The following is a 14,085-nucleotide window of genomic DNA, read 5'->3' as shown; positions in this document are numbered from 1 at the left end:
TCACTTGCCGCGCATCCACTGCTCCATCACCGACAGCAGATAATCGGGGTCGACCGGCTTGGTGACGTAGTCGGAAGCACCGGAGTCGATCGCCTTCTCCCGGTCCCCCTTCATCGCCTTCGCCGTCAGCGCGATGATCGGCAGCCCGGCGAACTGCGGCATCCGCCGGATCGCCGAGGTCGTCGCATAGCCGTCCATCTCCGGCATCATGATGTCCATCAGCACGACCGTCACGTCGTCGTGCTGCTCCAGGACCTCGATGCCCTCGCGGCCGTTCTCCGCGTACAGCACGGCCAGCCCGTGCTGCTCCAGCACGCTGGTCAGCGCGAAGACGTTGCGCACGTCGTCGTCCACGATGAGGACCTTCTCACCGTGGAAGTCGTACGTCCGCGGCACGACCGGGAGCTCCTCCTCGGCGCTGCCCCAGCCGTCCTCGGGCCCCGCCACCCCGGGCTGCCCCGGCACGCCCGTACGCGGCTCCAGGTCGCTCAGCGACTTGCGCCGGCGCCGGAACAGCGCCGCCCCGCCCTGGCCCGGCTCCGAGCCCGGCAGGGCCGAGCGCTCCCCCCGGCCGGGAGCGGCCTGCGCCGGAGCCGCCGGCGCCGCGGGGGAGGCGGGCAGCGCGGGCCGCGCCTCCTCGGAGGGCCTGCGGTACAGCTCGGCACGGGCACCGCCGGGCGTGGGCGGCGCGTACCCCTGAGGGGGCAGCTCGCTCGGGTGCAGCGGCAGGTACAGCGTGAAGGTGGAGCCGCGGCCGGGCTCGCTGGCCGCGTGGATCTCCCCGCCGAGCAGCCGGGCGATCTCCCGGCTGATGGACAGGCCGAGGCCCGTGCCCCCGTACTTGCGGCTCGTCGTACCGTCGGCCTGCTTGAACGCCTCGAAGATCACCAGCATCTTGCTCGCCGCGATCCCGATGCCGGTGTCGGTCACCGAGAAGGCGATCAGGTCCCCGTCGGCCTCCCGCAGCGAGCCGGCCTCCAGCAGCTGCTCGCGGATCGCCGTCGGGACATCGGCCCCGGCCGGCCGGATCACCAGCTCCACCGCCCCGGTGTCGGTGAACTTCACCGCGTTGGACAGCAGGTTGCGCAGCACCTGCAGCAGCCGCTGCTCGTCGGTGTGCAACGTGGCCGGCAGCTCCGGCGAGACCCGCACCGAGAAGTCCAGCCCCTTCTCCGCGGTCAGCGGCCGGAAGGTGGCCTCCACGTAGTCCACGAGCTGGACCAGCGCGATCCGCGTCGGCGAGACGTCCATCTTCCCGGCCTCGACCTTCGACAGGTCGAGGATGTCGTTGATCAGCTGGAGCAGGTCCGAGCCGGCGCCGTGGATGGTCTCGGCGAACTCCACCTGCTTGCCCGACAGGTTCCCGTCCGCGTTGTCGGCGAGCAGCTTGGCCAGGATCAGCAGCGAGTTGAGCGGGGTCCGCAGCTCGTGCGACATGTTCGCGAGGAACTCGGACTTGTAGCGCATCGAGACCGCGAGCTGCTCGGCGCGCTCCTCCAGGACCTGCCGGGCCTCCTCGATCTCGGTGTTCTTCACCTCGATGTCCCGGTTCTGCTGGGCCAGCAGCTCGGCCTTCTCCTCCAGCTCCGCGTTCGCGGCCTGCAGGGCCTTCTGCCGGTTCTCCAGCTCGTCGGAGCGCTCCCGCAGCTGCTCGGTCATCTCCTGCGACTGCTTCAGCAGCATCTCCGTCTTGGAGTTGACGCTGATGGTGTTGACGCTGGTACCGATCATCTCGGCGATCTGGCTGAGGAAGTCCTTCTGGATCTGCGTGAACGGCGTGAAGGACGCCAGCTCGATGACGCCGAGCACCTTCCCCTCGAAGAGCACCGGCAGCACGATCACGTGCGCGGGCGGCGCCTCGCCGAGCCCCGAGGAGATCTTCAGGTAGCCGGGCGGGGTGTTCTCGACCAGGATCGTCCGCTTCTCCTGCGCGACCGTCCCGATCAGCCCCTCCCCCGGCCGGAAGGAGGTGGGCACCTGGCCTCCGGCGTACGCGTAACTTCCGCGCATCCGCAGCTCGTACGAGCCGTCCGCACCGCCCTCCGTGCCGATCTCGTTGGTGCCGCCGGCCGGCAGGGCCAGGAAGAAGGCACCGTGCTGCGCCGAGACCACCGGCGTCAGCTCGCTCATGATCAGCGAGGCGACGTCGTCGAGTTCGCGGCGGCCCTGCATCAGCGCGGAGATCCGCGCCAGGTTCCCCTTGAGCCAGTCCTGCTCCTTGTTGGCCAAGGTGGTGTCGCGCAGGTTGACAATCATCGTGTTGATGTTGTCCTGGAGGACCTGGATCTCGCCCGCGGCGTCCACGTCGACCTTCAGGCTGAGATCGCCACGGGTCACCGCGGTGGCCACGGCCGCGATGGCGCGGACCTGCCGGGTGAGGTTCCCGGCCATCTCGTTCACGGACTCCGTGAGGTCCCGCCAGGTGCCGTCGACGTCCCGGACCCGGGCCTGGCCGCCCAGGATGCCCTCGGTGCCCACCTCGCGGGCCACCCGCGTCACCTGGTCGGCGAACGAGGACAGCTGGTCGACCATCGTGTTGATGGTGGTCTTCAGCTCCAGGATCTCGCCGCGCGCGTCGATGTCGATCTTCTTGGTCATGTCGCCCTTGGCGATGGCGGTCGTGACCATGGCGATCTGCCGCACCTGACCGGTCAGGTTGGAGGCCATGAAGTTCACCGAGTCGGTGAGGTCCTTCCACGTCCCCGAGACGCCCGGCACGTGCGCCTGGCCGCCCAGGCGGCCCTCCGTACCCACCTCACGGGCCACGCGCGTGACCTCGTCGGCGAAGGACGACAGGGTCTTCACCATCGTGTTGACCGTGTCGGCGAGCTGCGCGACCTCGCCGCGCGCCTCGACGGTGACCTTCTTCGTCAGGTCGCCGTTGGCCACCGCCGCCGAGACCTGGGCGATCCCGCGCACCTGCGCCGTCAGGTTCCCGGCCATGGTGTTGACGTTGTCGCTGAGGTCCTTCCAGATGCCGGTGACCCCGCGCACCCGCGCCTGCCCGCCGAGGATGCCCTCGGTACCCACCTCGCGCGCCACCCGCGTCACCTGCTCCGCGAACGACGACAGCTGGTCCACCATCGTGTTGACGGTGGTGACCAGTTCGAGGATCTCGCCCTTCGCGTCGACGGTGATCTTCTTGGACAGGTCGCCCATGGCCACCGCCGTGGTCACCTCGGCGATGTTGCGCACCTGCGAGGTCAGGTTGTTGGCCATGAAGTTCACGGACTGGGTGAGGTCCTTCCAGGTGCCGGAGACACCCTTCACCTCCGCCTGGCCGCCGAGGATGCCCTCGGTACCCACCTCCCGCGCCACCCGGGTCACCTGCTCCGCGAAGTTCGAGAGCTGGTCGACCATCGTGTTGAGGGTGTTCTTCAGCTCCAGGATCTCGCCCCGGGCGTCCACGTCGATCTTCTGCGACAGGTCCCCGCGCGCCACCGCCGTGGCGACCTGCGCGATGTTGCGCACCTGCGAGGTCAGGTTCCCGGCCATGCCGTTCACCGAGTCCGTCAGGTCACGCCATACGCCGGCCACGCCGGGCACCTGCGCCTGACCGCCGAGCCGGCCCTCGGTACCCACGTCCCGGGCCACCCGGGTGACCTGCTCCGCGAAGGCCGAGAGCTGGTCCACCATCGTGTTGATGGTGTTCTTCAGCTCCAGGATCTCGCCCCGGGCGTCCACGTCGATCTTCTGCGACAGGTCGCCGCGCGCCACCGCCGTGGTCACCTGGGCGATCTGGCGCACCTGCGAGGTCAGGTTCCCGGCCATGAAGTTGACGGAGTCGGTGAGCTCCTTCCAGGTCCCCGACACCCCCTCGACCCGGGCCTGGCCGCCGAGCCGGCCCTCCGTGCCCACGTCCCGCGCCATCCGCGTGACCTGGTCGGCGAAGGAGGACAGCTGGTCCACCATCGTGTTCACGGTGTTCTTCAGCTGGAGCATCTCGCCGGAGACGTCCACGGTGACCTTCTGCGACAGGTCGCCGTTGGCCACCGCCGTCGTCACCTGCGCGATGTTGCGGACCTGGCCGGTGAGGTTGCGGAAGGCGGTGTTCACCGAATCGGTGAGGTCCTTCCACGTCCCCGCCGCACCCGGCACCTGCGCCTGACCGCCCAGCTCACCCTCGACGCCGACCTCACGGGCCACACGCGTCACTTCCGCACCGAAGGACTGGAGCTGGTCCACCATCGTGTTGACGGTGTTCTTCAACTCCAGCATCTCGCCGGCCACGTCGACCGTGACCTTCTGCGACAGGTCGCCGTTGGCCACCGCCGTCGTCACCTGCGCGATGTCCCGCACCTGCGTGGTCAGATTGCGGAAGACCGTGTTCACCGAATCGGTGAGGTCCTTCCACGTCCCCGCCGCACCCGGCACCTGCGCCTGACCGCCGAGCAGACCCTTGGCCCCGACCTCGCTGGCGACGCGCGTGACCTCGTCCGCGAAGGTCCGCAGGGTCTCCGTCATCTGATTGATCGTTTCGGCCAGCTGCGCGACCTCGCCGCGCGCGCTCACCCGTACCTTCTGCGACAGGTCGCCGTTCGCGACCGCCGTCGTCACCTGTGCGATCCCGCGCACCTGAGCCGTCAGGTTGCCCGCCATCGTGTTGACGGAGTCGGTCAGGTCCTTCCACACACCGGCGACCCCGGGCACCTTCGCCTGGCCGCCCAGCTCCCCCTCCGTACCGACCTCGCGGGCCACGCGGGTCACCTCGGAGGAGAACGAGGACAGCTGGTCCACCATGGTGTTCACGGTGTTCTTCAGCTGGAGCATCTCGCCGGCCACGTGCACGGTGACCTTGCGCGACAGATCACCCTTGGCCACCGCCGTCGTCACGAGAGCGATATCACGCACCTGCGCGGTGAGCCGGTACGCCATCGTGTTGACGGAGTCGGTCAGATCCTTCCAAGAACCCGACATTCCGCGCACCTGGGCCTGACCGCCGAGCTTGCCCTCGGTACCCACCTCCAGCGCCACGCGCGTCACCTCGTCGGTGAACGCGGACAGCTGGTCGACCAGGTTGTTGACCGTACGCCCGACCTTCAGGAACTCACCGCGCAGCGGATGCCCCGCGCCCTCCGTGGCCTGGGTCCGCAGATCCATCCGCTGGTCCAGATCGCCCTCGGCCACCGCCGACAGCACCCGGCCCACCTCGGACACCGGCCGGGCCAGGTCGTCCACCAACTGGTTCGACGCGTCGATCGCGGCGGCCCAGGAGCCCTCACAGGCACCGGTTTCCAGCCGTTCGCTCAGCTTGCCCTCGCGGCCCACCATCCTGCGGACCCGCGACAGCTCCCCGGTCAGGTGCAGGTTGCGGTCGGCGACCTCGTTGTAGACGGCGGCGATCTCCGCCATCACGCCCTCGCCGGACACCGTCAGCCGCTTGCGGAAGTTCCCGTCCCGCATCGACACCAGGGCCGTGAGCAGCCGGTTCAGAGCGGCGGTATCGACCTCGGTCGTCCCCCCGCGCCGGGAACGACCGCCCTTCGGCCGCGTTCCCGTACGCCGCACCGCTGCGCCAGACTCCACCGTGTCCCTCCCGAAAGGGTCGACCGCTGTTCCACCGGGCGACGAGTGTTCCTGCCCAGCTCTTCAAGCCTGCCCAGTGTTTCACCCTGGCCGAACCCGGCCATAACACTTCGGCACCATCGCACACCCGCCGTACCCTGCGGGTGGAATCCCCGACGACCGCACCATGCCGACCGCGAAGGTAAGTAACCTGGCACCCGATGTCCAACCGCGTCGAAGGAGACCAGTGATCACGGCACGGGCGGCTGCCAGCTTCGACCCCCTCGGGCGCTCCGTCGCCGCCGCCCGCGCGTTCGTCCGCGACACCCTGCAGGGCTGGGGTTTCGCGGACATCGTCGACGACGCGGTGGTGCTCACCAGCGAGCTCGTCACCAATGCCGTCGTCCACGCCGGAACCCGGGCCGAGGTCCTGTGCCTGCGCGCGGGGGACGGCGTACGCGTCGAGGTCGCCGACCGCTACCCGGAGCGCGAGCTCCCGCTCCAGCACCCCGGCGAGCGCCCCTACGCCGACCCCGACCGCGAGAACGGCCGCGGCCTGATGCTCTGCGCCGCCCTCGCCACCCGCTGGGGCGTCGAGTACACCGCCACCCACAAGCACGTGTGGTTCCGCCTCGACCTCCCGGACCGGCCGGTCGGTACCCGCTCCGCGGGCCCCGTCGTCCCCGACCAGCTGCTCCCCCTCGCCGACAGCCGGGTCCGCGTCGCCGTCCTGCAGATCGACTCCGCGGGTGCCGTCTCCGCCTGGAACGAGGACGCCGAGCACGTCTTCGGCTACCCCTCCGAGAAGGTCGTCGGCCGCCCGCTCGCCGAGCTCGCCGCCTGGCCCCAGACCCCCGGCACCGGCACCGGCATCGCCGAGGCACTGGCCCTCTCCCGCTGGGAGGGCAGCTACGGCATCCGCGGCGCCGACGGCCGCGTCATCCCCGTTTACGCCTCCCACCTGCGGGTACGCGACGCCCATGGCGAGCCCTCCATCGTCTGCCTCCTCGTCCACGACGACGAGCGCGCCCTCCTCCAGACCCCGGTACGGATCCCGGCCGACGGCAGCCAGCTCACCGAGCCCCGCCCCGCCGACCCGTTCGAGGTCTTCATCGGCTCGCCCGCCCCCGACGACCTCGACGGCCTCCTCCAGCGCACCGTCGAGCGGGCCCGTGACCTCCTCGACGCCGACGCGGCCTTCCTGCTCCTCGCCACCGACGACGAGACCGAGCTGGAGGTCCGCGCCACCACCGGGCTTCCCTCCACCCGCCAGCGCTTCGCCCGCGTCCCCGTCGAGGCCGGCACCAACCGGTACGGCTCGGCCCGCATGCCCGCCGTCCACGACGACCTCGCCTCGGTGCCCGGAGCCGTCCCGCTCCTGGAGTCCACCGGCATGAGGTCCGTGGTGACCGTCCCGCTGAAGGTCGAAGGCCGCCTCACGGGCTCCCTCGGCGTCGCCGCCGAGGTCCCCGGCCGCTACTCGAACGAGGAGGCCCTGCGCCTCCAGTTCGCCGCCGACCGCATCGCCCTGGCCGTCGAGTCCGCCCGCCTCGGGGAGCTCGAGCGCCTGCGCCGCGGCTCGCTCTCCTTCCTCGTCGAGGCCTCCGACCTGCTGGCCGGCACCCTCGACCGGGACCAGACCCTCGCCCTCATGGCGCAGATGACCGTCCCCACGCTGGCCACCTGGTGCGCCGTCTACACGATCGCCGACCAGTCCTCGGATCCGTACCTCTCCTTTGTCCTGCACGAGGACGAGGAGCGCATCGACGGCCTGAAGGCCCTGCTCTCCCGGGTCAGCCCGCCCGAGCCGGTCCGCGGGGCCGGCGCCCGCCCGTGGCCGGAGACGGCTCTCGCGGTGGGCGGCGAGACCGTCGTCCTCCCGCTGATGGCCCGCAACCGCGTGATCGGCATGCTCACCCTCGGCAAGCCCAGTGAGGAGCACTTCCGCCAGGAGATCCTCGAACTCGCCGAGGACCTCTCCCGCCGGGCCGCGCTCGCTCTCGACAACGCACGGCTGTACTCCGAGCGGACGGCCATCAGCCGCTCCCTCCAGCGCAGCCTGCTGCCGCCCGGCTCCCCCGCGATCCCCGGCATGGAGGTCGAGGTCATCTACCGCGCGGCCGGCGAGGGCAACGAGGTGGGCGGCGACTTCTACGATGTCTTCCCGATCCGCGAGGGCGCGTACGGCTTCGCCATCGGCGACGTCTGCGGAACGGGCCCGGAGGCGGCCGCGGTCACGGGCCTGGCCCGTCACGCCCTGCGCCTGCTGGCCCGCGAGGGCCTGGGCGGACCCGCCGTCCTCGAACGTCTCAACGCGGCCATCCTCGACGAGGGCGCCCGCAGCCGCTTCCTCACCCTCCTCTACGGCGAGCTCCACCCGCAGCCGGACGGCAGCGCGCTGATGAAGGTCGTCTGCGCCGGCCATCCGCTCCCGCTGCGCCTGCGCCCGAACGGCGAGGTACTCCCGGCCGCGGAGCCGCAGCCCCTGCTGGGCGTGATCGACGACCTCGACCTGTACGAGGAGACCCTGACCCTCGACCCGGGTGACGTGCTGCTCTGCGTCACGGACGGCGTGACCGAACGCCGCGAGGGCAGCCGCATGCTCGGGGACGACGGCCTCGCCGAGGTCCTCACCACGTGCACGGGCCTCACCGCGGGTGCGGTCGCCTCCCGTGTCCTGCGCGCGGTGGAGCGCTTCGCCGCCGAGCCCGCCTCGGACGACATGGCGATCCTGGCCTTCCGCGTCCCGCAGCAGCGCGAGGGCGACTGAGGACGCTGTCGTCCTCCTTACCGCTCGTGGCGCCTGGGCCTCGGCCTCGTCGACAGGATCATGAAGGACGGCTCCGCCATCTCCGTGGCCAGGGGTGGTCTGTCGTTGTCGACGTGGGGGCCAGTGTGCGCCGACCCGGTGACCGGGTGGCCGGGCGTGGACGCGGAGCGGGCTCCAGTCGCACTCTCCACGGGCGTGATCTTCGAGACGAGGCGTCGCATCTTTCCGGTGCTCATGCGACGTCCCCTTCCGCCATGGCCTGCACGATCCTCAGAGCGAGGCGTCGGATCCTTGCGATCGTCATGAGGGGTTCCTTTCGCAGCACGAGGGGCTCGGACTGCGGATGCGGCGGAGGCTGTCCGCCTCCCGTTCCGTCATCCGTGATCCCATTGCGCCCCACGCCACGACCGCGGTCACGACCCGGAAAGTCGGGGCTTGACAGCAGGTCCCCGCCGGCCGGTGGGACCCCTACCAGCGGCCTGCCGCACCCCGAAACGCAAAAAAGGCCCCCGCCATGAGGCGGGGGCCTTTCTCGTCGGAGCCCTTTAACGGAATCGAACCGTTGACCTTCTCCTTACCATGGAGACGCTCTACCGACTGAGCTAAAAGGGCGGGTTGTTCGGCGGCGTCCTACTCTCCCACAGGGTCCCCCCTGCAGTACCATCGGCGCTGAAAGGCTTAGCTTCCGGGTTCGGAATGTAACCGGGCGTTTCCCTAACGCTATGACCACCGAAACACTATGAAATTAGAACGCTGGCATGAACACAGCCGTTCGTTATTTCAGAACTAACACAGTGGACGCGAGCAACTGAGGACAAGCCCTCGGCCTATTAGTACCAGTCAGCTTCACCCGTTACCGGGCTTCCACATCTGGCCTATCAACCCAGTCGTCTACTGGGAGCCTTACCCTCTCAAGGAGGTGGGAATACTCATCTCGAAGCAGGCTTCCCGCTTAGATGCTTTCAGCGGTTATCCCTCCCGAACGTAGCCAACCAGCCATGCCCTTGGCAGGACAACTGGCACACCAGAGGTTCGTCCGTCCCGGTCCTCTCGTACTAGGGACAGCCCTTCTCAATATTCCTACGCGCACAGCGGATAGGGACCGAACTGTCTCACGACGTTCTAAACCCAGCTCGCGTACCGCTTTAATGGGCGAACAGCCCAACCCTTGGGACCGACTCCAGCCCCAGGATGCGACGAGCCGACATCGAGGTGCCAAACCATCCCGTCGATATGGACTCTTGGGGAAGATCAGCCTGTTATCCCCGGGGTACCTTTTATCCGTTGAGCGACGGCGCTTCCACAAGCCACCGCCGGATCACTAGTCCCGACTTTCGTCCCTGCTCGACCCGTCGGTCTCACAGTCAAGCTCCCTTGTGCACTTACACTCAACACCTGATTGCCAACCAGGCTGAGGGAACCTTTGGGCGCCTCCGTTACCCTTTGGGAGGCAACCGCCCCAGTTAAACTACCCATCAGACACTGTCCCTGATCCGGATCACGGACCGAGGTTAGACATCCAGCACGACCAGAGTGGTATTTCAACGACGACTCCACAACCACTGGCGTGGCCGCTTCAAAGTCTCCCACCTATCCTACACAAGCCGAACCGAACACCAATATCAAACTGTAGTAAAGGTCCCGGGGTCTTTCCGTCCTGCTGCGCGAAACGAGCATCTTTACTCGTAGTGCAATTTCACCGGGCCTATGGTTGAGACAGTCGAGAAGTCGTTACGCCATTCGTGCAGGTCGGAACTTACCCGACAAGGAATTTCGCTACCTTAGGATGGTTATAGTTACCACCGCCGTTTACTGGCGCTTAAGTTCTCAGCTTCGCACGCCCGAAAGCGCACTAACCGGTCCCCTTAACGTTCCAGCACCGGGCAGGCGTCAGTCCGTATACATCGCCTTACGGCTTCGCACGGACCTGTGTTTTTAGTAAACAGTCGCTTCTCGCTGGTCTCTGCGGCCACCCCCAGCTCACGGAGTAAATCCGATCACCAGTGATGGCCCCCCTTCTCCCGAAGTTACGGGGGCATTTTGCCGAGTTCCTTAACCATAGTTCACCCGAACGCCTCGGTATTCTCTACCTGACCACCTGAGTCGGTTTAGGGTACGGGCCGCCATGAAACTCGCTAGAGGCTTTTCTCGACAGCATAGGATCATCCACTTCACCACAATCGGCTCGGCATCAGGTCTCAGCCTTAATGAGGGACGGATTTGCCTACCCCTCGGCCTACACCCTTACCCCGGGACAACCACCGCCCGGGCTGGACTACCTTCCTGCGTCACCCCATCGCTTACCTACTACAAGTCTGGTTCGTCGGCTCCACCACTTTCCTTTCCCCGAAGGGTCCGGAACGGCTTCACGGACTTAGCATCGCCTGATTCGATATTGGGCGTTTCAAAGCGGGTACCGGAATATCAACCGGTTGTCCATCGACTACGCCTGTCGGCCTCGCCTTAGGTCCCGACTTACCCTGGGCAGATCAGCTTGACCCAGGAACCCTTAGTCAATCGGCGCACACGTTTCTCACGTGTGTATCGCTACTCATGCCTGCATTCTCACTCGTGAACCGTCCACAACTAGCTTCCGCTGCTGCTTCACCCGGCACACGACGCTCCCCTACCCATCACAGCGGGCGTTGGCCCTATTGCTGCAATGACACGACTTCGGCGGTACGCTTGAGCCCCGCTACATTGTCGGCGCGGAATCACTTGACCAGTGAGCTATTACGCACTCTTTCAAGGGTGGCTGCTTCTAAGCCAACCTCCTGGTTGTCTCTGCGACTCCACATCCTTTCCCACTTAGCGTACGCTTGGGGGCCTTAGTCGATGCTCTGGGCTGTTTCCCTCTCGACCATGGAGCTTATCCCCCACAGTCTCACTGCCGTGCTCTCACTTACCGGCATTCGGAGTTTGGCTAAGGTCAGTAACCCGGTAGGGCCCATCGCCTATCCAGTGCTCTACCTCCGGCAAGAAACACACGACGCTGCACCTAAATGCATTTCGGGGAGAACCAGCTATCACGGAGTTTGATTGGCCTTTCACCCCTAACCACAGGTCATCCCCCAGGTTTTCAACCCTGGTGGGTTCGGTCCTCCACGAAGTCTTACCTCCGCTTCAACCTGCCCATGGCTAGATCACTCCGCTTCGGGTCTAGAGCGTGCAACTCAATCGCCCTATTCGGACTCGCTTTCGCTACGGCTTCCCCACACGGGTTAACCTCGCTACACACCGCTAACTCGCAGGCTCATTCTTCAAAAGGCACGCAGTCACGACCCATTGGGTAAACCCAATGAGCGACGCTCCCACGGCTTGTAGGCACACGGTTTCAGGTACTATTTCACTCCGCTCCCGCGGTACTTTTCACCATTCCCTCACGGTACTATCCGCTATCGGTCACCAGGGAATATTTAGGCTTAGCGGGTGGTCCCGCCAGATTCACACGGGATTTCTCGGGCCCCGTGCTACTTGGGAGATGAGCAAGCAAGCCGCTGATGTTTCGTCTACGGGGGTCTTACCCTCTACGCCGGACCTTTCGCATGTCCTTCGACTACATCAACGGTTTCTGACTCGCCGACCGGCCGGCAGACCGATCAAGCTCATTCCCACAACCCCGCATGCGCAACCCCTGCCGGGTATCACACGCATACGGTTTGGCCTCATCCGGTTTCGCTCGCCACTACTCCCGGAATCACGGTTGTTTTCTCTTCCTGAGGGTACTGAGATGTTTCACTTCCCCTCGTTCCCTCCACATGCCCTATGTGTTCAGGCATGGGTGACAGCCCATGACGACTGCCGGGTTTCCCCATTCGGACACCCCCGGATCAAAGCTCAGTTGGCAGCTCCCCGGGGCCTATCGCGGCCTCTCACGTCCTTCATCGGTTCCTGGTGCCAAGGCATCCACCGTGCGCCCTTAAAAACTTGGCCACAGATGCTCGCGTCCACTGTGTAGTTCTCAAACAACGACCAGCCACCCATCACCCTGTACTCAAAGAGCACAAGTTCACTGGGGCCGGCACTGAAGACATGACCTCACGGCCGTACCTTCAGGACCCAACAACGTGCCAAGCACCCTCGACCATCCGTCTTCTCTTTCCACGCCGAAGCAGTACTCGAGAACCATCAGATCCGAAGGTGCCAACTAATCAACGTTCCACCCATGAGCTGACCGTGCAGAACATTTGTCTGCAATCGGTACTGTGCTCCTTAGAAAGGAGGTGATCCAGCCGCACCTTCCGGTACGGCTACCTTGTTACGACTTCGTCCCAATCGCCAGTCCCACCTTCGACAGCTCCCTCCCTTACGGGTTGGGCCACCGGCTTCGGGTGTTACCGACTTTCGTGACGTGACGGGCGGTGTGTACAAGGCCCGGGAACGTATTCACCGCAGCAATGCTGATCTGCGATTACTAGCAACTCCGACTTCATGGGGTCGAGTTGCAGACCCCAATCCGAACTGAGACCGGCTTTTTGAGATTCGCTCCACCTCACGGTATCGCAGCTCATTGTACCGGCCATTGTAGCACGTGTGCAGCCCAAGACATAAGGGGCATGATGACTTGACGTCGTCCCCACCTTCCTCCGAGTTGACCCCGGCGGTCTCCTGTGAGTCCCCATCACCCCGAAGGGCATGCTGGCAACACAGGACAAGGGTTGCGCTCGTTGCGGGACTTAACCCAACATCTCACGACACGAGCTGACGACAGCCATGCACCACCTGTATACCGACCACAAGGGGGGCACTATCTCTAATGCTTTCCGGTATATGTCAAGCCTTGGTAAGGTTCTTCGCGTTGCGTCGAATTAAGCCACATGCTCCGCTGCTTGTGCGGGCCCCCGTCAATTCCTTTGAGTTTTAGCCTTGCGGCCGTACTCCCCAGGCGGGGAACTTAATGCGTTAGCTGCGGCACCGACGACGTGGAATGTCGCCAACACCTAGTTCCCAACGTTTACGGCGTGGACTACCAGGGTATCTAATCCTGTTCGCTCCCCACGCTTTCGCTCCTCAGCGTCAGTAATGGCCCAGAGATCCGCCTTCGCCACCGGTGTTCCTCCTGATATCTGCGCATTTCACCGCTACACCAGGAATTCCGATCTCCCCTACCACACTCTAGCTAGCCCGTATCGAATGCAGACCCGAGGTTAAGCCTCGGGCTTTCACATCCGACGTGACAAGCCGCCTACGAGCTCTTTACGCCCAATAATTCCGGACAACGCTTGCGCCCTACGTATTACCGCGGCTGCTGGCACGTAGTTAGCCGGCGCTTCTTCTGCAGGTACCGTCACTTTCGCTTCTTCCCTGCTGAAAGAGGTTTACAACCCGAAGGCCGTCATCCCTCACGCGGCGTCGCTGCATCAGGCTTTCGCCCATTGTGCAATATTCCCCACTGCTGCCTCCCGTAGGAGTCTGGGCCGTGTCTCAGTCCCAGTGTGGCCGGTCGCCCTCTCAGGCCGGCTACCCGTCGTCGCCTTGGTGGGCCATTACCCCACCAACAAGCTGATAGGCCGCGGGCTCATCCTTCACCGCCGGAGCTTTCAACCCCCGCCCATGCAGGCAGGAGTGGTATCCGGTATTAGACCCCGTTTCCAGGGCTTGTCCCAGAGTGAAGGGCAGATTGCCCACGTGTTACTCACCCGTTCGCCACTAATCCACCCCGAAGGGCTTCATCGTTCGACTTGCATGTGTTAAGCACGCCGCCAGCGTTCGTCCTGAGCCAGGATCAAACTCTCCATGAATGTTTACCCGTAATCGGGTGCACACATCACGTAGAGCGGGACGATCATGTCGGAATAAGACCGACCGTC

At 65.5% G+C, this 14,085-nt stretch carries 3 protein-coding genes, 1 tRNA gene and 3 rRNA genes; 1 reads left to right on the top strand and 6 read right to left on the bottom strand.

Features of this window, described 5'->3' with window-relative positions; translation table 11 throughout:
* Positions 1-5,526 carry a HAMP domain-containing protein gene (locus BGK67_RS25270; protein ID WP_208948749.1) on the bottom strand — a complete coding sequence of 1,842 codons (5,526 nt, stop codon included), beginning with the start codon at positions 5,524-5,526 and terminating at the stop codon, positions 1-3.
* A gap of 166 nt (positions 5,527-5,692) precedes the next feature.
* On the opposite strand from BGK67_RS25270, the gene BGK67_RS25265 reads away from it, so the two are divergent.
* Positions 5,693-8,275 carry a SpoIIE family protein phosphatase gene (locus BGK67_RS25265; protein WP_069922220.1) on the top strand — a complete coding sequence of 861 codons (2,583 nt, stop codon included), beginning with the start codon at positions 5,693-5,695 and terminating at the stop codon, positions 8,273-8,275.
* 17 nt (positions 8,276-8,292) lie between these two features.
* Here the strand turns inward: BGK67_RS25265 and BGK67_RS25260 are convergent, their stop codons facing one another.
* The 5 genes from BGK67_RS25260 to BGK67_RS25240 form a co-directional block, all read right to left on the bottom strand.
* Complete coding sequence (locus BGK67_RS25260) at positions 8,293-8,511, bottom strand: hypothetical protein (RefSeq protein ID WP_069922219.1); 219 nt, start codon at positions 8,509-8,511, stop codon at positions 8,293-8,295.
* 303 nt (positions 8,512-8,814) lie between these two features.
* A tRNA-Thr gene (locus tag BGK67_RS25255) sits at positions 8,815-8,887 on the bottom strand.
* A 5-nt stretch (positions 8,888-8,892) separates the two neighbouring features.
* A 5S ribosomal RNA gene (gene rrf, locus BGK67_RS25250) occupies positions 8,893-9,009 on the bottom strand.
* Positions 9,010-9,085: 76 nt separating this feature from the next.
* Positions 9,086-12,208 (bottom strand): 23S ribosomal RNA (locus BGK67_RS25245).
* A gap of 283 nt (positions 12,209-12,491) precedes the next feature.
* Positions 12,492-14,016: ribosomal RNA gene (locus BGK67_RS25240) — 16S ribosomal RNA — on the bottom strand.
* Together the 16S, 23S and 5S rRNA genes with 1 tRNA gene alongside form the textbook arrangement of a ribosomal RNA operon.
* Between the last annotated feature and the right edge of the window lie 69 nt (positions 14,017-14,085).

This window comes from Streptomyces subrutilus (assembly GCF_001746425.1).
Classification (GTDB): domain Bacteria; phylum Actinomycetota; class Actinomycetes; order Streptomycetales; family Streptomycetaceae; genus Streptomyces; species Streptomyces subrutilus_A.
Note: the sequence above shows the minus strand (reverse complement) of the source record. Positions and strands in the feature narration are given on the sequence as shown.

What these genes read in the sequence shown, in the direction of transcription:
- BGK67_RS25260 (WP_069922219.1), bottom strand. Translation starts at nt 8,511, where the DNA reads ATGAGCACCGGAAAGATGCGACGCCTCGTCTCGAAGATCACGCCCGTG.
- BGK67_RS25265 (WP_069922220.1), top strand. Translation starts at nt 5,693, where the DNA reads ATGCCGACCGCGAAGGTAAGTAACCTGGCACCCGATGTCCAACCGCGT.